23 protein-coding genes are annotated in these 24,396 nt (G+C 73.0%); 3 read left to right on the top strand and 20 right to left on the bottom strand.

Features of this window, described 5'->3' with window-relative positions; translation table 11 throughout:
• Positions 1-107: 107 nt before the first annotated feature.
• Genes ACZ6TB_RS41950 through ACZ6TB_RS41920 form a run of 7 tightly spaced genes read right to left on the bottom strand, consistent with a single transcriptional unit; the run spans position 108 to position 8,512 of the window.
• Positions 108-2,369 carry a beta-glucosidase gene (locus tag ACZ6TB_RS41950; protein ID WP_465565136.1) on the bottom strand — a complete coding sequence of 754 codons (2,262 nt, stop codon included), beginning with the start codon at positions 2,367-2,369 and terminating at the stop codon, positions 108-110.
• Entirely contained in the window at positions 2,366-3,367 is a 1,002-nt protein-coding gene (locus ACZ6TB_RS41945) for a BadF/BadG/BcrA/BcrD ATPase family protein (protein WP_465565134.1), read from the bottom strand. The genes ACZ6TB_RS41950 and ACZ6TB_RS41945 overlap by 4 nt, the downstream gene beginning before the upstream one ends.
• Complete coding sequence (locus ACZ6TB_RS41940; RefSeq protein WP_465565131.1) at positions 3,364-4,665, bottom strand: family 4 glycosyl hydrolase; 1,302 nt, start codon at positions 4,663-4,665, stop codon at positions 3,364-3,366. Before ACZ6TB_RS41940 ends, ACZ6TB_RS41945 begins: the two co-directional genes overlap by 4 nt.
• Before the next feature lie 2 nt (positions 4,666-4,667).
• A complete protein-coding gene (locus ACZ6TB_RS41935; RefSeq protein ID WP_465565129.1) occupies positions 4,668-5,405 on the bottom strand; it encodes a 6-phosphogluconolactonase in 738 nt (245 codons plus the stop codon).
• Positions 5,406-5,409: 4 nt separating this feature from the next.
• Complete coding sequence (locus tag ACZ6TB_RS41930) at positions 5,410-6,222, bottom strand: carbohydrate ABC transporter permease (RefSeq protein ID WP_465565127.1); 813 nt, start codon at positions 6,220-6,222, stop codon at positions 5,410-5,412.
• Between the two features lie 2 nt (positions 6,223-6,224).
• Positions 6,225-7,169: a carbohydrate ABC transporter permease gene (locus ACZ6TB_RS41925; protein ID WP_465565125.1), complete on the bottom strand. Its 945-nt coding sequence runs from the start codon at positions 7,167-7,169 to the stop codon at positions 6,225-6,227.
• 2 nt (positions 7,170-7,171) lie between these two features.
• Positions 7,172-8,512, bottom strand: a complete 1,341-nt coding sequence (locus ACZ6TB_RS41920) for an ABC transporter substrate-binding protein (RefSeq protein ID WP_465565123.1) — start codon at positions 8,510-8,512, stop codon at positions 7,172-7,174.
• Between the two features lie 119 nt (positions 8,513-8,631).
• Between ACZ6TB_RS41920 and ACZ6TB_RS41915 the strand changes: the two genes are divergently transcribed.
• Positions 8,632-9,351, top strand: coding sequence for a GntR family transcriptional regulator (locus tag ACZ6TB_RS41915; protein ID WP_465565121.1), 720 nt, complete (start codon positions 8,632-8,634; stop codon positions 9,349-9,351).
• Positions 9,352-9,468: 117 nt separating this feature from the next.
• Positions 9,469-10,680, top strand: coding sequence for an oxygenase MpaB family protein (locus ACZ6TB_RS41910; RefSeq protein ID WP_465565118.1), 1,212 nt, complete (start codon positions 9,469-9,471; stop codon positions 10,678-10,680).
• Here the strand turns inward: ACZ6TB_RS41910 and ACZ6TB_RS41905 are convergent.
• The 10 genes from ACZ6TB_RS41905 to ACZ6TB_RS41860 form a co-directional block, all read right to left on the bottom strand.
• Entirely contained in the window at positions 10,649-11,815 is a 1,167-nt protein-coding gene (locus ACZ6TB_RS41905; RefSeq protein ID WP_465565116.1) for a TetR/AcrR family transcriptional regulator, read from the bottom strand. The genes ACZ6TB_RS41910 and ACZ6TB_RS41905 overlap by 32 nt on opposite strands.
• 13 nt (positions 11,816-11,828) lie before the next feature.
• Entirely contained in the window at positions 11,829-13,202 is a 1,374-nt protein-coding gene (locus ACZ6TB_RS41900; protein ID WP_465565113.1) for an FAD-dependent oxidoreductase, read from the bottom strand.
• A gap of 989 nt (positions 13,203-14,191) precedes the next feature.
• Positions 14,192-14,620, bottom strand: a complete 429-nt coding sequence (locus tag ACZ6TB_RS41895; protein ID WP_465565111.1) for a DUF6069 family protein — start codon at positions 14,618-14,620, stop codon at positions 14,192-14,194.
• Between the two features lie 4 nt (positions 14,621-14,624).
• Entirely contained in the window at positions 14,625-15,566 is a 942-nt protein-coding gene (locus ACZ6TB_RS41890) for an RNA polymerase subunit sigma-70 (RefSeq protein ID WP_465565109.1), read from the bottom strand.
• 26 nt (positions 15,567-15,592) lie between these two features.
• A complete protein-coding gene (locus ACZ6TB_RS41885) occupies positions 15,593-16,204 on the bottom strand; it encodes a hypothetical protein (protein WP_465565106.1) in 612 nt (203 codons plus the stop codon).
• The gene (locus ACZ6TB_RS41880) at positions 16,201-17,472 is read right to left on the bottom strand and encodes a hypothetical protein (RefSeq protein WP_465565104.1); all 1,272 of its coding nucleotides are present in this window, start codon (positions 17,470-17,472) and stop codon (positions 16,201-16,203) included. The genes ACZ6TB_RS41885 and ACZ6TB_RS41880 overlap by 4 nt, the downstream gene beginning before the upstream one ends.
• Positions 17,469-18,269, bottom strand: coding sequence for an ABC transporter ATP-binding protein (locus ACZ6TB_RS41875; protein WP_465565164.1), 801 nt, complete (start codon positions 18,267-18,269; stop codon positions 17,469-17,471). Before ACZ6TB_RS41875 ends, ACZ6TB_RS41880 begins: the two co-directional genes overlap by 4 nt.
• A 12-nt stretch (positions 18,270-18,281) precedes the next feature.
• On the bottom strand, positions 18,282-19,082 hold the full coding sequence (locus tag ACZ6TB_RS41870) for a hypothetical protein (protein WP_465565101.1): 801 nt from the start codon (positions 19,080-19,082) through the stop codon (positions 18,282-18,284).
• A complete protein-coding gene (locus ACZ6TB_RS41865; RefSeq protein WP_465565099.1) occupies positions 19,079-19,654 on the bottom strand; it encodes an RNA polymerase sigma factor in 576 nt (191 codons plus the stop codon). Before ACZ6TB_RS41865 ends, ACZ6TB_RS41870 begins: the two co-directional genes overlap by 4 nt.
• 69 nt (positions 19,655-19,723) lie before the next feature.
• Positions 19,724-20,953: a VanW family protein gene (locus tag ACZ6TB_RS41860; RefSeq protein ID WP_465565097.1), complete on the bottom strand. Its 1,230-nt coding sequence runs from the start codon at positions 20,951-20,953 to the stop codon at positions 19,724-19,726.
• A 119-nt stretch (positions 20,954-21,072) separates the two neighbouring features.
• On the opposite strand from ACZ6TB_RS41860, the gene ACZ6TB_RS41855 reads away from it, so the two are divergent.
• Positions 21,073-21,741 (top strand): GTP pyrophosphokinase, encoded by a 669-nt coding sequence (locus ACZ6TB_RS41855; protein ID WP_465565094.1) that lies wholly within the window; start codon positions 21,073-21,075, stop codon positions 21,739-21,741.
• A 5-nt stretch (positions 21,742-21,746) separates the two neighbouring features.
• Here the strand turns inward: ACZ6TB_RS41855 and ACZ6TB_RS41850 are convergent, their stop codons facing one another.
• The 3 genes from ACZ6TB_RS41850 to ACZ6TB_RS41840 form a co-directional block, all read right to left on the bottom strand.
• Entirely contained in the window at positions 21,747-22,709 is a 963-nt protein-coding gene (locus ACZ6TB_RS41850) for an AraC family transcriptional regulator (RefSeq protein WP_465565092.1), read from the bottom strand.
• 11 nt (positions 22,710-22,720) lie between these two features.
• Positions 22,721-23,518: an NmrA family NAD(P)-binding protein gene (locus tag ACZ6TB_RS41845; protein ID WP_465565089.1), complete on the bottom strand. Its 798-nt coding sequence runs from the start codon at positions 23,516-23,518 to the stop codon at positions 22,721-22,723.
• Positions 23,519-23,586: 68 nt separating this feature from the next.
• On the bottom strand, positions 23,587-24,237 hold the full coding sequence (locus tag ACZ6TB_RS41840; protein WP_465565087.1) for a DUF3159 domain-containing protein: 651 nt from the start codon (positions 24,235-24,237) through the stop codon (positions 23,587-23,589).
• Between the last annotated feature and the right edge of the window lie 159 nt (positions 24,238-24,396).

The following is a 24,396-nucleotide window of genomic DNA, read 5'->3' as shown; positions in this document are numbered from 1 at the left end:
ACCTCCCCCCCCCCCCCCCCCCCCCCCCCCCCCCACCCCCCCCCCCCCCCCCCCCCCCCCCCCCCCCCCCCCCCCCCCCCCCCCCCCCCCCCCCACCACGGCGATACTCAACTTGGGTAATCCAGCAGTTTCTCGTCGGGCACCAGGGGCGGCAACGCCGGGTCGTCCGGAAGCTCGATGCTCGCGCGCAGGCGGATGTCGCGTGACGACGCGCCGACCTCGATGACGAACTCGCCGCCCTCCAGGCGCCACGCGCCCTGACGACCGCGGCCGGCGACGTCCCAATATGCGAAATCGCGGGCCTCCAGCTCGAAGGTCACCCGCGTGCTCTCGCCGGGCCCGAGCGCGACCTTGTCGAAGCCGCGCAGCTCGCGCACCGGGCGGCGGACGGCCGCGTCGGGATCGCCGACGTAGAGCTGGACGATCTCGCGGCCGGCGACCGGTCCGGTGTTGGTGACGGTGCACGAGACGCGAACGCCGGCGCCGGAAGAAGCGATCGCGAGATCCGTGTACCCGAACGTCGTGTACGACAGCCCGTGGCCGAACGGGTAGCGCACCGCCCGGCGCAGGGCGTCGTACCAGCGGTAGCCGATGAACACCCCCTCGCCGTACACCACCGTGCCCCGCTCCCCCGCCCAGGTCACGTAGCCGGGGGTGTCCTCGAGCGCCAGCGGGAACGTCTCGGCGACCTTGCCGGACGGGTTGACCCGGCCGAACAGCACGTCGACCACGGCGCCGGCGCCGGCCTGACCGGGCAGCCAGGCCTCGACGATCGCGTCCACCCGGTCGTGCCACGGGTCCATGGTCACGGCCGAGCCGTTGGACAGCACCACGACGAGCGCGGCGCCGGTCCGCTCGCGCAGGTCGGCCAGCCGGCCCAGCAGCGCGACCTGGTCGGCCGGCAGCGCCAGCGTCGTGCGGTCGTCGGCCTCCTGCTCGAAGGCGAGCGGCAGCCCGGCGAAGACGATGATCACCTCGGCCGAAGCGGAGGCGGCGACGGTGACGGCCTCGTCGATCAGGGCTTCGGCCTGGGCCGAGAGCGGGCCGGCGGCCACCCGTTCGGCCGCCGCGGCCAGCCGCAGCGCCTCGGCCAGCGCGGCCGAGCGGCGCGCCGGGCCCTTGCCGTCGTCGTGGAACGAAGCGTCGTGCGCGGCCAGGTAGGCGGGGAGATCGTCCTGGTACGCGTTCAGCGGCGTGTGCACATAGCCGGGCGCGTAGGCGGCGTCGCCGAACAGGCCGAGCGCGTGGTCGACGAAGGTCGGGTCGACACCGGACGAGCCGCCGCCCTGGATGCGGGCGTGCTCGGCGTACGCCCCGATGACCGCGATCCGGGCGCCCTCCCGCAGCGGCAGCACCGCGTTCTCGTTGCGCAGCAGCGTCACGCAACCGGCCGCCGCCTCCCGGGCCAGCTCGTGGTGCTGCTCGGCGTGCAGCAGATCGAGCTGGGCCCGGGAGAGGCGGTCGCCGGCCGCCACGCCGAGGTCCATGACCGGCCCGTTGACCAGGCCGGGACCGGGGTACGCCCGCTCGACGAGCCGCAGGACGCGGGCGACCGCGGTGTCGACGACGGCCTCGTCGAGCTCGCCCGCCTTCACCGCGGCCACGATCTCGGCGTCGGTGACCCCGCCGGTGCCGGGCATCTCGAGGTCGAGGCCGGCGGCCAGCGCCCGCACCCGGTGGTGGACCGCGTTCCAGTCGGAGACGACCACGCCGTCGTACCCCCACTCGTCCCGCAGCACGTCGGTGAGCAGCCACCGGTTCTCCGAGGCGTGCACGCCGTGCAGGCGGTTGTAGGAGCACATCACCGTCCACGGGTCGGCGGTCTTGACCACCCGCTCGAACGCGGCCAGGTAGATCTCGCGCAGCGTGCGCTCGTCGGCCTCGACCGAGATGCGGGTGCGCTCGATCTCCTGGTTGTTGGCGGCGAAGTGCTTGAGCGAGGCGCCAACACCGATCAACTGCATTCCCTGCACGTACGCGACCCCGAGCTCGCCGGCCAGGACCGGATCCTCGGCGAAATACTCGAAGTTCCGCCCGCACAGCGGCGAACGCTTCATGTTGACGCCCGGGCCCAGCACCACCTGCACGCCCTCGGCCCGGGCCTCCTCCCCGATCGCCGCCGCCACCCGGCGTACCAGATCCCGGTCCCAGGAAGCCCCCATCGCCGACGCCGTCGGGAACCCGGTCGCCGGCACCCACACCATGTCGACGCCGGTCTCCTTGCGCAGCCCGTGCGGGCCGTCCCCGACCTCGATCGCGGGCAGGCCGAGCCGCTCGATCGCCTCGGTGTACCAGTCGTCGTGCCCGGAGAGCAGCGACGCCTTCTCTTCGAGCGTGAGCTCCGAGATATTGATCATCGACGTCCTCACGTCATCAGGAAGTCTTCGGGATGCGCGTCGCGCACCCGGGCGAGCAGGCCGGGGCCGACGTCGACACCGCCCTCGGCCAGCGCGTCGAGCACGACGCCGCTGAGCGGCGAGGCGTCGGCGACGACGACGCGGGCCGCCGGCGCGACGTCGTTCAGCGTCGCGGTGAGCGCGTCCCGCATCGCCGGGTGCTCGGAGGTGGCGACCGATCCGTTGAGCAGCACCGGCAGCTGGCCGGACGCGAGGTCGACGCCGGCCCGCCGGCTGCACCATTGCGCGTACTTCACGAACGCTTCCGCCTGGGCGGCGACGATGTCCCGGGCGACCGGGTCCCCGGCCGCGGCGGCGGCGAGCACCAGCCGCGCGGCGGTCCAGAGATCGGTCGCGGGCCGCGCGCCGAACCGGCGGGTGAACTCGTGACGCAGCTCCCACGCGTCCGCGACCCCGAAGAAGGCGCACATCGTCTCGCTCAGGGCGGTGCCGGGGCCGATGCCCATCCAGGCCTGGCACACCGCCTTGACGGCGGCGTTGCCGAGCCCGCCCCCGCCGAGGTGGTCGAAGACGAAGAAGCCGGAGTGCTCCTCGCGGCCGTCCTTGGCCCGGGCGGCGACGGCCGGGCCGGTGCCGACGGTGATCGACACGGCCACTCCCGAACCGTCGAGCAGCCGCAGCGAGGCGTACGCGTCGTTCTTGACGCTCCACCGGCCCATGTCGCCGAGCCGTTCCCGCAGGTGGCCGTCCCAGAACGCGGCGTCCTCGGGGTAGTCGACGCCGGCGATCCGGAACGCCGCCGAGGCGATGTCCCGGGCGGTGACCCCGGCGCCGGTCAGGGCGGCGTCGACGGCGCCGAACACGGACGCGAGCGCCTCCGGGACGCTCGGCGCCCCGTAGATGTCGCCGTTGCCGCCCCGGCCCCGGCCCAAGACGGCGCCCCCGGCGTCGGTGACGAGGGCGACCGTCTTGGAGTTCCCGGCGTCGACCGCGAGGTAGCAACCGCTCATCGGAGCAGCCGCTCCGGCAGGTAGGCGCGGTGGGCGTACGCCATCTCGTCGTAAAGCTCCTCGGCGACGGCGAGGGTGGGCACCATCGGGTTGGCGGCCAGCGCGCGGATGCCGTCGGCGCGGGTGCCCTGCCACGCGGCCTCGGCCGCCAGATACTGGAACTCGGCGAGCTGCTGGACGAGCCCGCGGACGGCGTGCGGGAGGGGCTTCTGCGGCAGCGGGCGCACGCCCCGGCCGTCGACCGTGCACCACATCTCCACGACGACATCCTCGTCGAAGCCGGGCAGCGCGCCCCCGATGTTGGGCAGGTTGACCGGCAGACGGGCGCTCTTGTCGTTGTAGTACGCGCTCATCACGTCGATCGCCAGCTCGAGCTCGTGGATGCCGCCCCGGGACCGCTTCGGGTCCAGCTCGGGAACGTCGACGTTCATCTGCTCCTCGTAGTGCTGCCAGTACCCGGGCAGGGCGGCGAGCAGGTCCTCGGCGCGGGTGGTGCGCTTGCCCTGCGCCTCCCGCAGCACCTCGTCGCGGAAGTAGTAGTACTGGAAGTAGTCGGCCGGCACCGACCGCATGACCGTGGCCAGCCGCAGCATCCGCTTGGCGTGGATGTCCAGTGCCGGGTCGTCCTTGCGGGCCGCCCACGCGGCGTCGAGCAGCGGCATGAGGTCCTGGCCCTCGTACGTGTGCTCGTACGACCAGCAGTTGTGGTTGACCCCGGCCATCACGATGTTCGCCTTGGCCGGGTCGAGGCCGGCCGCGCGCAGCACCGTCTTCGGGAACACGATCGGCCCCTCGCACATCGACCAGATCGTGCGGCCGGTGAACCGGGTGACCGCCTGGGACACGATGTTCACCGGGTTGGTGTAGTTGAAGATCACCGCGTTCGGCGCGACGGCGTCGAGGTCGCGGACGATGTCCTCGTAGATGTGGATCGAGCGCAGCGACATGAAGAACCCGCCCGGTCCCTGCGTCTCCTGGCCGATGACGCCGTGCTTGAGCGGGATGCGCTCGTCGAGGGCGCGGGCGGCGAAGTCGCCGGGGCGGAAGCTGGCGAGGACGGCGTCGGCGTCGGTCAGCGCGGCCCGCCGGTCGGTGGTCGACGAGACGGTGATGTCGAGGCCCTCGGCCTTGGCGATCTTCCGGGCGATGGTCTCCACGGCGTGCAGGCGGTCCGGGTTGACGTCCTGGATGACGATCTCGGAGCCGTCGAACTCCTTGCCGTGGGCCAGGATGGAGGCCATGGTCCCGGCGCCCCGGGAGGACCCGCCGCCGATGTAGACGAGCTTGATGGATGCCATGATCAACTTTCCGGAAGTGCGGCCGCGCGGTCCGCGATGAGCGTGGGGTTCTTGCATTCGACGACGACGGTGGCCGGCCAGTCCGGCTCGTAGGCCTCGGCTGCCGCGATCCGTTGGTAGGCCGCGTGTTTGTGCTCGCCGCACACGATCATGATCACCTCGCGGGACAGCGTGGCGATCGTGTCGACGCCGACCGTCACCCCGTGGGTGGGCACCATGTCGAGGCGGGTGAACTCGGGGAACGTGCCCATGTTGTCGCGCCGGGTCGCCTCGCCCAGCGCCGTCACGTGCGTACGAGTGTCGCGTGGTGTTCCCGGCTGGTTGAACGCGATGTGCCCGTCGCCGGCGCCGGAGGCGAGCAGGAACAGGTCGATCCCGCCGGCCGCCGCGATGATGTCGTCGTAGCCCGCCGGATCGGCCGGATCGGGCACCCAGATCTCGTTCGCCCCGCCGATCGGCTCGACGATCCGGCGCCGGGCGAAGCCCTCGCACGAATACGGCAAGTCGGAGGGGACGCGGCGATCGTCCTGGAGGTAGTCGTCCATCATGACGATGACCAGGCGCGAGAGGTCGGCCTGCGAGCGAGCCAGGGCTTCATAGACCGGCATCGCGGTGCGGCCGCTGGGGCAGCCGAGCAGGAAGGGCCGGTCGCCGGTCGCCTTCAGGCGGTCGAGGATCGTCGCGGCGACGGCCTCGCCGACCGCGCCGGCGTCGTCGAGCACGAGCGGTTCAAGAGACACGGGATTACTCCTTGATCGCGCCGGCCAGCATTCCGGAGATGAATTTGCGCTGGAAGACGACGTAGAGGATGAGCACGGGCGCGGCGACGATGAGGCCGCCGGCCGCCATCAGGTTGATCTGCGTGACGTACTTGCCCTGGAACACGCCGAGGGCGACGGTCAGCGTCTGGTTCGAGCCGTGCAGGAAGACCAGGGACAGGAAGTAGTCGTTCCAGGTCCACATGAAGCTGAGCAGGATCAGCGTGTAGATGGCGGGCCGGGCCATCGGCGCCGCCATCGACCGCAGCATGCGCAGCGCGCCGGCGCCGTCGAGCTCGGCCGACTCGAACGCCGAGCGCGGCAGCGCCCGGAACGCCGCCCGCATCCAGAAGATGCCGAACGGCACCCCCATGCCGAGGTGGATCAGGATGATCCCGGGCAGCGTGTTGGTCAGGCCGAACGTCCGGAACTGGTAGTAGAGCGGGACGATGATCGCCTCGAGGGAGATCATCATGCCGAGCAGGACGATCGGGAACAGCACCTTGTCGCCGACGACGCCGAGCACGCCGAACGCGTACCCGCCGAGCAGCGCGAGCAGCACCTGGCCGGCCACCACGCAGACGGCGATGACGATCGAGACCGTCATGGCCCGGGCGAAGCCGGCGTCGTGCCACGCGGTGGTGAAGTTCGACCACTGGAAGTCGGACGGGCCGACGGGCCGGCCCGAGCGGTCGGGACTCAGCGCCGCGACCACGAACGTGCCGACCGGGAAGAGCACGAGCACGGCCAGCAGCGTCAGCACGACGTAGTTGACGACGCGTTCCATCTTCGAGATCACGGTCAGTCCCTCTCCGAGAGGCGGGTGATGACGACGGCGATGATCAGGCACAGGGCCGCCATCACCACGCCGATCGCCGCCGCCAGCCCGACCTGCGGGTTCTGGAACGCGGCCTTGTAGAGCGCGACCGCCGGGGTCAGGGTCGACGTGCCCGGGCCGCCGTGGGTGGTGATCCAGACGAGGTCGAAGGTGCGGAGCGCCGCCGTGATGGTCAGGGTCAGCGCGACCGCCATCTGCCCGCGCAGGCCGGGAAGTGTCACGGCGAAGAACTCGCGGACCGGGCCGGCGCCGTCGATGCGTGCCGCCTCGTACAGCTCGGGCGAGATGGCGGACGTGCCGGCGATGAACAGCACCATGCAGAAGCCGAAGGTCACCCAGGTCCCGACCATCCCGAGGGCCGGCAGCGCCCAGGTGAAGTCGCCGAGCCAGGTGCGCGCGAGCGAGTCGAGCCCGACCGCGCGCAGGGCCCCGTTGAGCGGCCCGTCCGGCGCGTAGATCCGCTTGAACACCAGGGCGATGACCACGGTGGTCATCACCTGCGGGAGGAAGAAGATCCAGCGGTAGACGGCCATCCCCGGCTGCTTGGCCCGGGTGAGCAGCGCCGCCGACAGCAGGCCGAGGGCGATGGGCAGCAGGGCGAAGAAGCCGATCAGCACCAGGACGTGCCCGAGCGTCGAGCGCAGCACCGGGTCGGTGACGAACGAGCGGTAGTTGTCGAGCCCGGCCCAGGTCGAGGCGCTGACCCCGTCCCACTTGTAGAACGAGTACTGCACCGACTGGGCCAGCGGGACGAGCACGACGATCGCGTAGACGGCGAGCGGGAGCGCGGCGAAGCCGAGGCCGATCCACCGGTTCCGGCGCCGCAGGGAACGGCGCCGGACGTCGGTGGCGGAGGCCGGGCGCGCCTCGCGGGCCGGGGCGGGCGTGCCGGTCGCGGTGGCGGGCATGGTCAGCCCTGCCCCGCCAGGAACGTGTCCCGGTCCTTGTCCACGGCCGCCGTGAACTTGTCGGGCGTCGTCTTGCCGGCGAACACGAGCTGGAGGTTCTGGCTCAGCGTGTCCAGCATGGTCGGGCTGGACCAGTCGAAGTAGGGCACGTAACCGTCGTTCTGGTCGAGGGTCGCGGCGCCCGCCGACTCGCCGGTCAGGCTGAGCGAGGCGGCCGGAACCTTCACGTTCGGCGACATCGCCGGGACGAGACCACGGTCGGCGGCGGCCTGGCCGGCCTCGGGCGACATCAGGTAGTCGAGGAAGGCGGCGGCGACCTCCGGGTGCTTGCTCTTGGCCGAGACCACCATCGCGCCCGGCGCGGCGCCGACGCCGACCGTCCCGCTGCCGCTCTGCTGCGGGAGCTGGAGGTAGCCGAAGTGACCCTGCTGGGCGGCGTTCAGGCCGAGCGAGCCGGTGTACTCCCAGCGGAAGACGCCCTTGCCGCCGACGAAGTTGGCGACCGCGGTCTGGTAGTCGATGCCCTCGAAGTGCGGCGGGTAGTAGCCGGCGTCGGCCCACTTCTTGGTGAGCGCGACGGCGTCGGTCATGGCCACGTCGGCGGCCTTCACCGAGGAGTCGCCGTAGATGTAGTCGTTGAGCTTCTTCTTGTCGGCGAGCAGAGCCTGCGTGCCGAGGAGGATCGTGGTCGAGCCGTCGAGGCTGCCGTACTCGAACGGCACCTCGCCCGCGGCCTTCGCCTTGGCGGCGGCGGCCTCGACGTCGGCGAGGGTCTTGGGCGGGTCGATGCCGAGGGCCTTGAGCTTGTCGGCGTTGTAGTAGAGGCCGATCAGCGACGTACGCGCCATCGGCGTCGACCACCAGGCGCCCGATCCCATGGTCTTGAAGTCGGCCGAGAACTGGTTCTGCCGGGCGATCGTGGTCGGGACCTTCTTGTCCCAGCCGTACGCCTTCGCGTAGGGGTCGAGGTTGACGACCAGGCCACCCTTGGCCAGCGTGCCGAGCGACTGCCAGCCGTTGTTGGCGGTCGCGATGTCGGGACCGCCGTCGTCCTGGAGCTGGAGGTTGAGGGTGGAGTTGAGCTGACCCCAGTCCTCGGTCGTCCGCTTGATGGTGACGTTCGGGTACTTCTTCTGGAAGTCGGCGACGACCTGCTTGATCCACTCGCCCTCGGCCGCGCCCCAGAAGTCGGTCAGCTTGAGTGTGACGGCGCCGGCCTTCGCGACGTCGGTCGAGACGGCGGCGGGGGCGTCGTCCTTCTTGTCGCTCGAACCGCCACCGGGTGCGCACGCCGCCAGGCTCAACGCGATGGCGAACGCGATGCCTGCCTTATGAAATCTCATCTTCACTCCGTTGTGTCGCCGGTCTCACGGACACTAGATGGTCCTATACCAGTTAGTCCAGTGCTGAACCAGAAACGAGGACTGGTCCCACCAATGAGGCAACTGGTACTCTGCTCGGCGTGACGACTGGGACCGCTTCGACGCAGGCCTATGAGCAGCTGATCCGCGACCTGGCCATCGGCCGCTACGCGCCCGGCTCGCGCCTGCCGGGCGAGCGCGTTCTCGCCACCCAGCTCGGCGTCAGCCGGGCCACGCTGCGGCTCGCGCTCAGCCGGCTCGAGTCCGAGGGCACCCTCCAGCGATCGGCCCAGCGCGGGTGGTTCGTCCCGACCCAGGTGCTCGGCGAGCCGCCCAGCACGCTGCAGTCCTTCACCGAGATGGCCCGGGCCCGGGGGCTGCGCCCGACCGCGCGCGTCATGCGCCAGGCGGTGCGGCCGGCCGGCATCGACGAGGCGGCCAAGCTGCGCATCGCACCAGCTGCCCCGGTCATCGAGATCGACCGCCTGCGCGGCATGGACGGCACACCGGTCTGCTTCGACGTGGTGGTGCTGCCCGAGGCCCGCGCCGCCGGCATGATGACCGCCGACCTGACCGACGTGTCGCTCTACGACGAGCTGCGCGAGCGCTGCGGCATCGAGGTGCACCGCAGCGCGTACACGCTGATGGCCGAGAGCGCCGACGCCGAGCTGGCCCGGCTGCTGGGCATCACCGCCGGCGCGCCCGTGCTGGTCGGCGACGAGGTGGCGTACACCTCGGACGGGACGCCCGTGCTGATCGGCCACAACAAGTACCGCGGCGACGCGTACCGCTTCGAGGCCGATCTGTTCCGCCGCGCCTGACGCCCGTTCACGCACCCGCGGACATTGAGCCTTGCCGATGATCTCGGGCATCGCTATGTTAATGGGAAATCACAGGCCTGTTAACCACTTCTGGACAGCCCGGAAGCAGGTAAGCGAATGCCAAATCTCAGTAGAAGACACGTCCTGACGCTCGGCGCCGCGCTCGGTCTCGCCGGGGTCGCGGCCCCGTCCACGGCATGGGCGTGGTCGTCCGCCGGCTCGCTCGCGGCGACCGGCACGGTCACCGACCCGTGGTCGGTGTGGGACGACGCCACCGACCCGCTGGTCGCCTCGCTGCTCGACAACGGCCAGATCCCGGCCGTCAACACCGCGTTCGGATCGTGGGTGACCAACGGCGACGCGCTGCCCGCCGGCCTGCCCGCTCCCCTGGTCACCTACCTCAACCAGGTCAACGTCCTGCCGTCCTGGGCCGACCCGGTCAAGCTCGCCCGCGGCGCGCAGTTCAACAAGCGGATGAGCATGTACCTGTTCCTGCTCTACGGCCTCGGCAGCGGCATCATGAGCACGGTCATCCCGCGCGAGGCGCGCAACGTCTACCACTCGGCCGGCGGCGCCGACATGAAGTCGCGGGCGGCCAAGACCTTCACCTACGGGTACGACCTGAGCGCCGCCGACGCGTTCCAGCCGACCGGCCACTTCGTCGTCACGTCGAACAAGACCCGCCTGACCCACGCCGCGGTCCGGCACCTGCTGCCGCAGTCACCGGCGTGGCGGGCGGTCACCGACGACCGCGACCTCATCCCGATCAGCACCGGCGACATCCTGGTCACCTTCCACAGCCTCGGCACGTTCGTGCACAGCAAGCTCGGCGCCTGGGGCATCCGCATGTCGTCCGCCGAGCAGGACGCCTACCTGCACATGTGGCAGGTGGCGCTGCATCTGCTGGGCGTGCGCGACGACTTCATCCCGGCGAGCTGGCAGGCGGCGAACCAGCAATCGGCGTACGTGCTGACGCCGCTCCTCGCCCCGACGCCCGAGGGCATCGACCTCGCCGGGGTCCTGCTCGGGCTGACCGCGCAGATCGACCTGGGCGTGACCCGGGGGTTCCTCGACGAGTTCGTCCGGTACGTGCTCAGCGACAAGATCGGCGACTGGCTCGGGCTGCCGCGCGACTACGTGGCGCGCGGGCTGATCGAGGTCGGCTGGCCGGCGTACGTGGCGTTCCGGGAGGGACTGTCGCCGATCATGCCGAGCGGGTTCTCGATGTTCGACCGGTTCGTGCGCGCCCTGGCGATGCTGTTCCTCAACAACGGGACGTCGGCGACGTACACGCCGATCACGATTCCGACCGGGAACCGGCCCTCGTAGGTGTTATCGCGCCGAGCACCAGGGCCGTGACCGCCTCCCGGTGGCCGGGTGTGTCCTGCCCGCGCAGGGCCCGCCCGGCCTCGACCACCACGCCGAAGCCGGCGTGCGTCAGCAGCCGCGCCGAGCGCGGGTCGAGCTCCGGGCGGGCCGCACGCAGCTGCTGCTCCCAGACCGCGATGTGGTCGCGCTGGGCCACGATCAGCGGCCGTTGCAGGTCGTCGGGCAGGCCACCGATCTCGGCCTCGGCGACGCTGGTGAGCGCATTGTGCTCGAAGCTGTAGGCCACGTAGGCGGCGGCCAGCGCGACCAGGGCCCGGTCCGGGTCGGCCGCCCGCTGCAGGCTGCGGTCCACCGCCTGGGCCAGCAGCCCCGCCGCCTGGAGGCAGGCGGCGACCAGAATGTCGACCTTGCCGGGGTAGTGCCGGTAGAGCGCGGACGGCGCCAGCCCCACCGCCCGCGCGATCTGCGCGTTGGTGACCGTGGCGAACCCGTCCCGGGCGAACAGCGGGATCGCCGCGGCCAGGATCTCGGCCCGCCGGGTGCGCGGCACCGGCTGGGCCGGCAGCTCGACCAGCCCGGCGCTGCCCGCGGCCGCCGCCGGGTCGGTCGCGACCACGCTCATCGCCGACTCCACCAGCAGCTCCTCGATCCGCCGCGGGGCGATCGAGGAGTGGTGCATGGTGATCGACCCGATCGCGCCGAGCGCCGCCACCGCCCGCAGGTCCCCGTCGGGCAGGTTCGCCGCCGCCGTCACGCGCTCGACGACCAGCGCGAACTTGGCCCGCAGCCGGCGGCGGTCGGCGGGCTCGAGGTAGCGGGACTCCCACCGGTAGAGCCCGCCCGACGCGCGGTGGGCGACCGTGACCCGGGCCAGGGCGGCGAGCACGTCCCGCAGCTTGTCGCCCGGCGGGGGCTCGTCGAGGGCGCCGGCCAGCCGGCTCGCCATGACGTCGGCGCACTCCGCGAACAGCGTGTACTTGTTCGGGAAGTGCCGGTAGAGCGCCGCCGCGCTGATGCCCACACCGGCGGCGATCTCCTCCATGGACGCCGCGTGGTAGCCGCGCCGGCTGAACACCTGCCCGGCCGCCTCGACGATGAGCTGCTTGCGGTTGCGCGGGCGGGCCGCGGTCACCATGCGTGCTAGTCAATCATTGTCCGGCACCTACCGGAAGCCGCTCGACGCGCTCGACGATCTCGGGGCGAAGCAGGAACGGCGGCGGGTCGACCAGGCTGGTCACCCGCACCAGGGCCACCGCGACCTCGGCGTCCTCGGTCGCGGCCAGCTGAAGCCGGCGCAGGTAGTCGGGGGTGAGCGGCGACTCCTCGAGTGCCGGGCCGGTCACCCCCGGCAGGGCCAGGTCGGCGCCGACGGCCAGGCGCCAGGGCGCCTCGAGGATGCGGGAGACGGCCTGGAAGTAGCGGTACGGGTCGGGCTCGCCGCCGCGTTCCAGCTCCTTCCGCAACTCGGCGGCGTTCATCGCGGCCACCGACATGCCCTGGCCGTAAACCGGGTTGAAGCCGCAGGTAGCGTCGCCCGCGACGAGCAGGCCGGCCGGCAGCCGGTGCAGGTGGTCGTAGCGATGCCGCACGTAGGCCGGGACGCGGAACGGCACCGGCGGCCCGACCGGCTGGGCGGCGCACAGAACGTCGTAGGTGTCGGGCATGGACAGGGTGCGCGCGTACGCCGGCAGCTCGTCCGGCGCGATCGGCGGCCGCTCCCCCAGCACGCCGGCCAGCGTGATCAGCACCCGCCCACCCTCGAGGCGCTGCATGACGGCGCTGCGCCGCTGCCCCGGGAAGCGCGGCGTGACCACCACGAGGTCGCCGCCGAGCAGATCGTCCGGCGCCGCGACGATGCACGTGCTGTAGGCGAGGTCGATGGCGACGGTGTCGGCCGCGGGTGGCTCGTAGCCGAGCTCGGCCAGCCACCGGGGCGTCCGCGAGCCGCGACCGGTGGCGTCGACGACGAGGTCCGCGGTGACTTTCTGGCCGCCGCCTCCTCCTCCTCTCGCTCCGGCGATCGTGGCTCCGGTGATCCGCTCGCGCCCGGCCGAGGCGTGCAGGCCGGTCACGTCGTACCCGTCGAGGAAGGTGACGTTGGGCAGCGCCCGCACCCGCTCCCGGATCGTCCCCTCCAGCAGCGGCCGGCTGGCCGACAGGGCGTTCAGCCCGGCCGCCGCCCGCCGCAGCGACCGCCCGTTGAGATACCACCGAACGTCGGCGAGGATGTCGCCGGTCACCCCACCGGCGGCGACGACGGCGGCGGTGAAGCCCGGCAGCAGCTCCTCGATGATCCGCAGTCCGCCCGGCAGCATGGCGTGCACGTGCTGCCCGTGCGGCACACCCCGCCGCTGCTCGATCCCGGTAGGTAAGCGGTCGCGCTCAACAACCGTGACCGCGGCGTAGTGATCCGCGAGCACCCGCGCCGCCAACAGCCCGGCGATGCTCCCGCCCAGGACAAGCGCGTGTTCCCCGGTGTTTCCGGCCATGATGGTGAGTCCCCTCGTGTCGTGCCCTCTCATCGTGCGAAGGCTGACACGACCGCGGCGCTTCGACATCGGTCCTGCCGTGCATGCGACATGCCATCCGTGGGGGTTCGCTCCGCGTCCGGGGCGCGGCTTGCGGCCGATCGCCGGTTGTCGCCGCCCGCCTGCCTGCCGCCGCACGACCGCCTGCCTGCCGCCGCACGACCGCCGCGCGCTCGCCTGGCCGCCGCCGCCCGCCTTGCCCGCTGCCTCCGCCCGCCGCGCGCCCGCCCGCCGCCCGCCGCGCGCCCGCCCGCCGCCCGCCGCACGCCCGCCCGCCGCCGCACGCCGCCGCACGCCCGCCCCGCGCCCGCCCGCCGCCGCTCGCGGGCCGTTGCCCGCCGCCGCCCGTTGCATGCCACCCCGCCGCTCGCGGCCATCCATTGCCCGCCGCCCCGCCCTAGGCCCCCGCCGCTGCTCGCCGCTCCTCTTCCCCACCCCGTTCACTGGGTGGGCGAGTAAAGCACCGGGGTCTGACATTCAGGCGCGGAAATCCACAGGGCGCATGCCGCAACCCGCCCGCCGCACGCCGCAACCCGCCCGCCGCATGCCGCAACCCGCCCGCCGCATGCCGCAACCCGCCCGCCGCACGCCGCAACCCGCCCGCCGCACGCCGCCGCACGCCGGCCGTTGCTCGCCGCTACTCTCCCCCACCCCGTCCACTGGGTGGGGGAGAGCAAAGCACCCAGGTCTGACAATCCAACACGGAAATCCACAGGGCCGCACGCCGCAGCCCGCCCGCCGAACGCAGCCCGCTGCACGCCGCACCCAGCCCGCAGTACTCAACCCCCGCACGCCGCAGCCCGCCCGCCTCCGCACGCTGCAGCCCGCCCGCCTCCGCACGCCGCAGCCCGCCCGCCTCCGCACGCCGCAGCCCGCCAGCCGTTGCTCGCCGCTACTCTCCCCCACCCCGGTCACTGGGTGGGGGAGAGCAAAGCACCCGGGTCTGACATTCCAACGCCGAAATCCACAGGAACCCCGAAACCTCAGGCGTCCCGCGCCCGCAGGCTAAGCACCAGTGCGGGAATCATCACCGCCGCCGCGATGAGGTGCAGCGCTACGAGGGCGACAACGGTGCCGGCGCTGCCCCCGGAGACGAGCGGCGCGACCAGCGAAATCACGGTCAGCGCCACCGCCGTCCACAGAAACCGTTCGGCCGGCCGCGCGCTCCAGCGGAGAAGAGCTACCGCGATGACTACGCCCACGACGGAGAACAAACCGGTCATCACGGCAAATCCGGGCAACGGGATCGATTCACCGCCGCCGCCAGCAGGAAGCTCGAAGTCGACCCCGGCGGCCCGGGCCAGCGCCGCCGCGAGGGTGACGGCCATCATCGCGGCGAGCGCGGCGAGAAGGCCGGTGCCGGCTAGGCCGAGGAAGCGGTGGGTGCGCCCGGCTTGGGTGGTCTGGACCATCGGGCTACTCCCCGGCCAGGTTCGACGGGAGGCCGAAGCGCGGGAACTGGTCGGCGTGGAAGGTGACGATCTCGGCGATCGCCCCGCCGGCGATGCGCAGGACGTCGAGCGTCAGCGGCCGGTACGCGCTTTCCCCCTCGCGCCGGTGGTAGAACGCCACGGCGGGCTGGCGGTTTGCGAAGGTGGGCACGGCGCGCAGGTTCGTCATTTCCTCGAAGCCGCCGTTAATCCAGTCGGCCACCACGGCGTCGTGGCCGATGTGCAAGCCCGGCGTGGGTGGCATCGAGGAGCGGACGTCGTCGCGCAGCATCGCGGCCAGGGCGGGGACGTTCGCGGCCACGCCGGCCTCGATGTAGCGGCGGACCAGGTCGCGCGTCGCGGGGTCGTCCTCGCCGGCGGTCGTCCAGTCCTGGCGCTCGGCGGGCAGGTGCTCGCGCATGCCGGCCCGGGCCCGCTGGAGAGCGCTGTTCACCGAGTTGACGGAGTCGCCGAGGAGTTCCGCGACGTCCTTCGCCGGCCAGCCGAGCACGTCCCGCAGGATCAGCGCGGCCCGCGGGCGCGGCGCCAGGTGCTGGACCGCTACCAGGTACGCCAGCTCGATCGTCTCGCGCGCGACGACGACGGTCTCCGGCTCGTCGAGGAGCCGGTCGGGGTAGGGCTGCAGCCACCGCACCTCGCCGCCGGTCGCGGGCTCGGGGCGGCGCTTGGCCAGCATGTCCAGGCAGGCGTTGGTGGCGATCCGGTACAGCCAGGCCCGGAACGTCGACCGCCCCTCGAACGTCTCCCGCCGCCGCCAGGCCCGCAGGAACGTCTCCTGCACCGTGTCCTCGGCGTCCTCGAACGAGCCGAGCATCCGGTAGCAGTGCACGTGCAACTCCCGCCGGTGCAACTCGGCGAGCCCAGCGAAAGCAGGCTCCGAGAACGCCGACTCCGTATCCGCACTCATGACGTCATCCTTCCGCCCGATCGTTGTCAGTCGTAGGTATGACTGGTGCGGACCCCAGAAGTAATCACCGGCCCGGCCACCGCGTACGCGACAAGTCCCCCAGCCGCGAGAAGACCAGCCGTAACCGCCGCCGCCACGCTGGACGGAGCCTGCGACTGCCAGGTCAAGACCCGTCCGAGCCACGGATCGGCCCGCGGGAACAGGATCGCGGCCAACGTCCAGCCCAGCGGCACGAACCACGCGCGCGCGGTCCCGATCGTGACAGCCCCGAGCGCGGTCAGCCCGAGCAGCCCGGCCGCGTCCCGCACCACGAACCAGACCGGCCCGAAGCGGGCCCCGGTCGCCAGCGTGATCAGCGGCAGCCCGGCGACCACCAGGAAGGCCGCCAGCAGGTGCCCGGCCCGGCGCGGCGCCCAGGGCAGCGCCGCCGTCTTCTCCAGGGCGTCGTCGAAACCGCCGAGCGTGGCGGTGAGCGCGGCGACCGCCAGCAGGATGGTCAGGACGACCGTCTCGATGCCGACGGCCCGGCTGTCGGAGAAGACCGACCACAGCGACCAGGATGCCGTCGCGCACCCGCCGGCCACGATCACCGCCGCCGGCGCCCGCCGGGAGCGCAGGTAGAGCGCGAGCCACCTCATCGGTTGACGGAGCAGGTCAGGGCGGCCCGGCGCAACGCCACGATCTTGGCCTGGGCCGAGCTCGCGGGCAAGCTGCGCAGGTTCCGCCACAGCGGGACCGCCCCGGCGTCGGCCGGCTGCCGCCCGAGCAGCCAGTAGGCGGCGGCCAGCGTCTCGTCCCGGCTCGCGGGCGTCGAGCATCGCGGCGGGCTGGCGAACGCCGCGGTCACCACCTCGGCCGGGACGTCGGCGCGGTCCCGCAGGTGGCCGTCGGTGCCGGTCTCGACGGTGAGCAGGGCGACGTCGTCGTGCCAGGCCGGGTAGACGTCCGGGACGTACGTGGTGGTGTCCTCGTGGACCCGGGTCGGCGCGCCGGGCAGCTTCGCCAGCACCGCCAGGCCCTCGCGCGCCCCACCGGTGACCTCGTCGAGCAGTCCGGCATGGACCCGGCTCACGCAGACCCGCGGCTCGCCCCGGGCGCACACCAGCTCCTGCGCGACCGGGTCGACGGCGTCGACGACGACCCGGTTCCGGTGCGGCATGACGGCGATGGCCAGGACGGCACCCACGATCAAGGGCAACACGGCGGCCGTACGCAGACGCCAGCCGCCCGAGATGACCAGCAGCAGCGCGCCGATCGCCAGGGCGGCCAGCCACAGGGCCTGGGCGGCGCTGACCCGGCCGGGCACCGTCGCGTACGCGTCCGGCATGTTCATCTCGTAGATCGGCGAGAACACCAGCGCCAGCCAGCCCCGCGGACGGGTCGCGCCGGGTATGAGCAGCAGCAGCGCCAGCCCGGCCACGCCCAGCGCCGGGGCGGTCACCGGCCACGGCAGCAGGCGCCCGGCGGCCAGCCCGAGCCAGGCCGCCGCGATCAGCGCCAGCGCGCCGACCGCGGTGACGACGAGGACGGACACCGGCAGGTAGCGGGCGGTGCCGGCGATCCACACGCCGCCCGCGACGCCCATCGCCAGGTAGCCGCCGACCACCGCGATCGCCATCGCGCCCAGCGTCGGCGCCGTGCGTTGCGCCCGCGGGCGCGCGGTGCTCCCGAACAGCTCGGCCACGTTCGACCGGTGCTCGCGGCGGGCCTGCCAGGCACCGGCGGCCAGCGCCAGCGGCCAGAGCAGGGCCAGGTAGAGCCGCTGGGCCATGGCCAGTTGCATCCACCCGGTCGCGAAGCCGGCGCCGTCGGCGAAGAAGAGCGCGAGGACGCCGATCACCAGCAGCGCGAGGGCGGTGCCGATGGCCGCCGACCGGCGCAGCTCGATGCGCAGGACCCGGCTCACCGGCCCGCCTCCGCCCGGTGCCGCTTGAGCAGGGCGGAGTAGCCGCGCTCGGCCGGGGTGTCGCCGGCGTCGCCGTCCCCGCCGCGGGCGGCCAGGTCGTCCGGCGTGCCCTGGTAGACCAGCCGGCCCTCGTTCATCAGGACGACGTCGGTGCACGCGGCCACGACGTCCTCGACCAGATGGGTGGAGACCAGCACGCAACTGTCGACGCCGACGTCGCGCAGCAGCTCGCGCAAGTCGAGGCGCTGCTCGGGGTCGAGGCCCACGGTCGGCTCGTCGAGCAGCAGCACCGCCGGGTCGTTGACGATCGCCTGGGCGATGCCGGCCCGCCGCAGCATCCCGCCGGAGAGCGTCTTCATCCGGGCGCCGGCCTTGGCGGTGAGGCCGACCCGGTCGATCGCCCGCTGCACGGCGCCGGGGATCTCGGTCTTCGGCATCTCCTTGAGCCAGGCCAGGTACTCGACGAACTCCCGCACGGTGAACCGCGGGTAGAAGCCGAACTGCTGGGGCAGATAACCGAGCTTCCGCCGTACGCCGCGCAGATCGCCCCGCCCGCCGACCGGTTCCCCGAGCAGCGTCAGGTGCCCGCCGGCCGGCCGCACGACGGTGGCGAGCGCCCGCATCAGCGTCGTCTTGCCGGCCCCGTTCGGGCCGAGCAGGCCGTGGACGCCGGTGCCGAGAGCCAGATCGAGCCCGTCGACGGCCAGGTGCCGTCCCGCCCGCACCCGCAACTGCTCGGCGTGCACCGCCCACGGGTAGGTGGTGGGTGCGGACTCGGCCGCGCTCACCGTGCGCATCATCAAGTCTCCTTATTTGAGGGGGAACCGGCGGAAGTCCGCGGCCCGGGCCGCCGCGATCCCGGCCAGGGCCAGCGTCACCAGCAGCCAGGCGACGGCGGTACCCGGCCGCAGCAGCGCCGGCAGGTGGGCGGCGGCGATCGACGGCGCCACCACGGCCAGCACCCAGGCCGCGCCGAGCCCGAGGGCGGCCCGGCGCACCCCGATGTAGGCGCCGAGCGCGATGGTGGCGGCCGAGAAGGCCAGGCAGGGCAGCAGCGTGAGGGCCAGATGCACGTCGCCGGTGCGGGCGCCGGCCAGGGCGAGCGCCGGCACGATCACCGCGAGCACCCCCGCCGTACGCCGGAAAAGCATGGCCAGCCCGGCCGCCGGCGTCCCCGCGATCAGCTCCCACGCCGGGTCGTGGCGGCGGCTCCACGCGATCGCCACCCCCGGCAGCGGCGCGACCGGGGCCAGCAGGGTCACCAGCGAGGGCAGGCCGGGCAGCAGCGCCTGGAGCAGCACCGCGCAGGCCAGCGCCGCGACGGTCATGGTGAGCCAGGGGACCAGATGCCAGACGAGCCGGCGGTGGTGCGTGGCGAACCATCGGCGGCGCCGGGCCGGATCGGGTCCGGCCGCGATGCCCTCGCCGATCCCGCCGGCCACCCGGTCGAGCAGGGCCCGGGTGTCGTCGGTGAGGCCGCCGGCGACCTGGGCGCGGCAGTCGGCGCAGTCCTCCAGGTGAGTCTCGACCGACCACACCGTGACCTCGTCGAGGGCTTCCTCCCGGTCGGCGTAGCGGGCGATCACCGCGGGGCTCGGATGCGTGGTCATGACAGCGCCTCCCGCAGCGCGATCCGGGCCCGCCGGGCCCGGGACTTCACCGTGTTCTCCGGCATGCCCAGCAGCAGTGAGGTCTCCCGCACCGACAGGCCGTCGAGGACCATCGCCCGCAGCACCTGGCGCGCCTCCGGCGGCAGCTCCAGCAGGGCCCGTTCCAGCTCGTGCCCGACCTGCCCGGCGAGCGCCTCGTCCTCGGCGGAGGCGACGAATGCGACGGAGGCGGCGGAGGCGACCGTCTCGGTCAGCGGCACCGCCGGCACCTGGTTCTGCCGGACCCGCCGGCGGAACGCGTCGACGAGCCGGCGGGCGGCGATGGTCCAGAGCCAGCCGACCGCGCTGCCCTCGGTGGCCGTCCCGGCGAAGCTGCCCGCGGCCCGCCACACCGCCAGGTAGGTCTCCTGCATCACGTCGGCGACCACGTCGTCGTCGGCGCACCGGCGCCGGAGGCGGGCCAGCAGCCACGGCGACGTGCGCCGGTAGAGCTCATCGAATGCCCGCCGATCGCCGTCGGCGGTGCGCCGCACGAGCTCACCCTCGTCCGCGGCCTCCAGGCTTCGTCTCACAACCAGCAAGACGATGGCATCGCCGCCGCGGGTGCGCCGCCGGACGTGACATGGGTCACTCGCGCGGTATCAGTCCAGGCCGTCGTAGGTCCAGCGCAGGGTGGTGGAGCCGGTCTTGCGGCCGTCGTCGTAGACGGTGCGGGTCACCCGGACGCCGAAGCCGCCCTCCTCGCCGGTGGGGTTGCGGGGCCCGGTCTCCGAGACCACCCGGCGCTCGCCGGTGTGCCCGTAGAGACCGACCGTGACCGAGGTGCCGGTGGTCTTCACCCGGATCACCACCGGCGCCGCGGTGTCGTTGCGGATGACCTGGTCGATGTTGCCCCAGTCGAGCGTCGCCTCGCGGCCCGGCGGGTACCGCGAGATGTACTTGCTGTGCGGCTGGTGCCTCAGGATCGGCAGCCCGGCGAACCAGGCGGCGTTGAACAGCGTCGTCGAGAACTGCGAGACGCCCCCGCCGAGCTGGTCCTCCAGCTCACCGGCGACGATCGCGGGGGCGGGCACGAAACCCTTGTCCCGGGTGCGCTCGCCGACCTTGGCGTTCAGTGAGAACGTCGACCCCGGCGCGATCACGGTGCCATCCACGATCTTCGCGATCAGGTGGATGTTGGTCACCCTCGCCGCACAACAGGGGTGGTACGTGGTGAAGGTGCCGATCAGCTGATCGACGCCGGCCAGGTTCGCGGGCCGGGTGCCGGGCGTCGCCGGCACGCTCGGGGCCGCCGCCGCACCCCGCCCGTCCCGCACCGCCGCCTCGATCGCCGAGGCCGCCTTGTCGGCGTCCAGGGTCCAGCCGGCCGTCCCCGCGGTCCGGTCGACGCCGGCCGTGCCCGCGGTGTACGAGGTGTCGCCCTTGGCCTCGAGCCGCGGCGACGGCGCCGCCAGCGTGACCGTGGTGTCGGTGGCCGCCTGCCGGTGGGTGGCCAGCTCCGCCCGCAGCCGGGCCCGGTCGACGATCAGCACCACGGCCTGCTGCCGGACCGTCGCGTCGACGTCGAGGGCGATCCCCGCGGCCGCCGGCACGAGCGTGAAGGTCCGCTCGGTCCCGGTGACCCGCACGGTGACCGGCTGCTCGACCCGCGGCCGCACCGACGAGGTGACGGCCGCCCGCAGCTCGCGCTCGTTCAGCCCGCCGACGCCGACCCCGGCGATGCTCCGCCCGGCCGGCACCAGCGGCGACCGCCGGGCCATCACCACCACGGCGACCACGACGCCGACCACCACGACCACGAGGGCGGCGGCCACGAGAACCCACAACCGGGCGTACCAGGGACGCTTGACCTCGTACACCGCTCCCGTCATGCGAAGATCGTGACCGATGCCGGCGTCACACACAGCGGCGGCGATCACACCCGGGACGGGCATGCACCAATTACCGTGGGTGCGCATCTACGACGCTGGAAGACGCCGGGAGACGAACAGTGACCACCGACCGGTCCGCGCTGGAACCGGTGACCGTTGCCGGCATGCAGCCCTCCCGGCTGGTGGCCGACGAGCTGGGCCATTTCATGCTGGTGTACAAGTTCGGGCTCGCCGAGATCGGCACCAAGATCACGATTCTGGCCGAGGAGCTGGCGCACCGCGGGCGGGGCAACCCGATCGAGCACGTCAACACCCGGCTGAAGACGGTCGACAGCCTCAACGCCAAGGCCCGCCGGATCGGCTGCCCGATGACGCTCGAGGCGGTGCGCGACCGGATCCGCGACATCGCCGGCGTCCGGGTCGTGTGCAGCTTCGTCTCGGACGTCTACACCGTCGCCGAGATGCTTACCCGCCAGCAGGACGTCACGCTGCTGCAGACCAAGGACTACATCGCCCAGCCCAAGGCCAACGGCTACCGCAGCCTGCACCTGATCGTCGAGATCCCGGTCTTCCTCTCCGACCGGGTGGTGGCCGTGCCGGTCGAGGTGCAGCTACGCACGGTGGCGATGGACTTCTGGGCCAGCCTCGAACACAAGATCCATTACAAGTACGAGGAGGACGTGCCGGCCAGCCTCCGCGACGAGCTGGCGGCGACCGCCACCGACGCCGCCCGCCTCGACGAGCGCATGGAGCGCCTGCACGCGCAGATCCACGGCCCCCGCCCCTGAACGCGTCAGGCCGACGCCAGCGGGGTGGGCGCGACGGCCGGACGGCGGCGGTACTCCTGCGGGCTGATGCCGCGCTCGCGCTTGAAGGCGGCGCTCAGGGCGAACGCGCTGCCGTAGCCGACGCGGCGGGCGACGGACTCGATCGTGGCCTCGCTCTGGCGCAGCAGGTCGGCGGCGAGCGTGAGCCGCCAGCCGGTCAGGTAGGCCATCGGCGGCTCGCCGACGACGTCGGAGAAGCGGCGGGCGAGCGAGGCGCGGGAGATGCCGGTGCGGGTGGCGAGGGAGGCGACGGTCCACGCGTACGCCGGCTCGTCGTGGATCAGCCGCAGAGCGGGACCCACGACGGGGTCGGCCTGGGCACGAAGCCAGCCGGGGACGTCCGGCGCCGGAGCCGCCAGCCACGAGCGCAGCGCCGACACGAGCACGAGGTCGAGGAGGCGGTCGAGGACGAGGTCCTGGGCCGGTTCGGTGCCGGCCATCTCGCGTACGAGAAGGTCGATCAATGCCTTGTCGTTCGCCTCGGCCGGGCGGATCAGCAGGCCGGGCAGCGCGTCGAGCAGGCGGCGGCTGACCTCGCTGTGCATCTGGTAGGTGCCGCTGATCATGACGGTGCCGCCGTCCGGGGTGGCGCCCCAGGTGCGCACGTCCTGGCCGGTCATCGTCATCTCGGCGCCGCCCACGGACTCGCAGCGCTGCCCGGGATGGATGATGATCTGCGGCGCGGTGGCGGGGCTGTCGGCGACGACGTAGGGCGAGGTGCCGCTGACGATCGCCACGTCGCCGGCCTCGATGCGGGCCGGGCCGTACTCCTCCCCCCGCATGATCCACGCGTCCCCGCGCAGCAGGGTGATCAGCGACAGCGGCGATCCGTCCTGGATCCGCAGCGACCACGGCGGATCCAGGATGGAGCGCAGCAGGAAGGCGCCGCGGGCCCGGGGCCCGTCGAGCAGGCCGGTCAAGGCGTCCATACCCAGAGAAACTAGCCCCAGGCCCGGGCGGCCGCGGCCCCGGCGGCGTACGCGGCGAAATCTCGCGCCGGGCGACCGAGCGCCTCCCGCACCCCGTCGGCCGGCTCGGCGTTGCGCCCGTCGAGGATCCCGCGGAACATGTCGCCGAGCTCGACCGGAAGCCCCGCGTCGGCCAGCACCCGCGCGTACTGCTCGTGGGTGACCGGCGTGTACTTGACCGTGCGCCCGACGGCCCGGCTCAGCTCGGCCGCGGCCTCGCCGAAGGTCAGCGCCCGCGGCCCGGTGAGCTCGTACGTCCGCCCGCCGTGCCGTCCCGGGTCGGTGAGCGCGGCCGCCACCACCTCGGCGATGTCGTCGGCGTCGACGAACGGCTCGGCCACGTCCCCCGCCGGCAGCATGAGGTCGCCCGCGAGCACCGCCTCGGCCAGGAAGTCCTCGCTGAAGTTCTGCATGAACCAGCTGCACGACACGACCGTCCACCCGGTGCCGGCCTCGCGCACCAGCCGCTCGGCCTCCTGGGCGAGCGGTTCGCCCCGCCCCGAGAGCAGCACCAGCTGCTCGACCCCGTTCGCCGCCGCGAGGCGGGCGAGCGTGCCCACCTTCTCGGCCGCGCCCGGCAACCCCAGGTCCGGATAGAAGGTGATGTACGCGGCCCGCACGCCGGCCAGCGCCGGCCGCCAGGTCGCCTCGTCGTCCCAGTCGAAGCGGGTGGCGCTGCCGCGCGACCCGATCCGCACGCCGATCCCCCGCGCCGCGAGCCGTCCGGCCACCCGGCGCCCGGTCTTTCCGTTTCCACCGATAAGAAGCATGTCCCCAGTACAGCGACGCCGGGTGAGACGCAGAATGTCTCAGACCCGCACGCTCATAAGCCAGGCGCTCAGGCGGCCCGCAGGCGCAGGGTCACGCCCGGCATCCGGCGCAGCGTGCGGACGGCCCAGGCGGCGCAGATCCCGACCGTCAGCGCGCTCAGCGCGCCGCTGAAGAACGGGCGCGACACCAGCCCGAAGCTCAGTCCCCAGTGCAGCAGGCCCAGGCTCATCCCGGCGTCGAGCACCCGGGAGACGCCCCACACGACCGTCACCCGCGAGAACAGCCGCCGGATGCCGTCGTGGTGGAACAGGTGGGCGGGCACCGACACGAAGTCCCGGGCCAGCCGGCTCGTGATCGGCCGGCCGATCGCCGCGCTGCCCAGGAAGAGCAAGCCGAGCAGGGCCGAGCCGACGACCGGCTGGAGGACGTAGACCAGCGCGCTGGAGAGCACCAGGGCCAGCACCGCCCGGCCGCACAGCATGCCGGCCGAGAGCAGCAGCGTGCTCGGCAGCGGATGACCGAGCAGCCGGCGCAGGCCGAGCACGAGCCCGCACCAGCCGATCACCGCGCCCAGCCCCCAGGCCAGGCCGGCCGTCGGCAACAGCACGAACAGCAGCAGCGTGGGAATCGCGATCGTCTCCGCGAAGACCCGGACGCCCCGGATCAGCTGGGGCCGGAGCTTGCCGAGCTCGATCACGACCTCGTGGTCAGACGTCATTCCCAGCCCGGTGTCGGCGACGGTGAGCCCGGCAACCGTACCGGACCGGGGGGGGGGGGGGGGGGGGGGGGGGGGGGGGGGGGGGGGGGGGGGTGGGGGGGGGGGGGGCGGGGGGGGGGGGGGGGGGGGGGGGGGGGGGGGGGGGGGGGGGGGTGGCGT

This window comes from Actinoplanes sp. NPDC051537 (assembly GCF_055586105.1).
The sequence above is the reverse complement of the archived record's forward strand: the minus strand, read 5'-3'. Positions and strand labels throughout refer to the sequence as shown.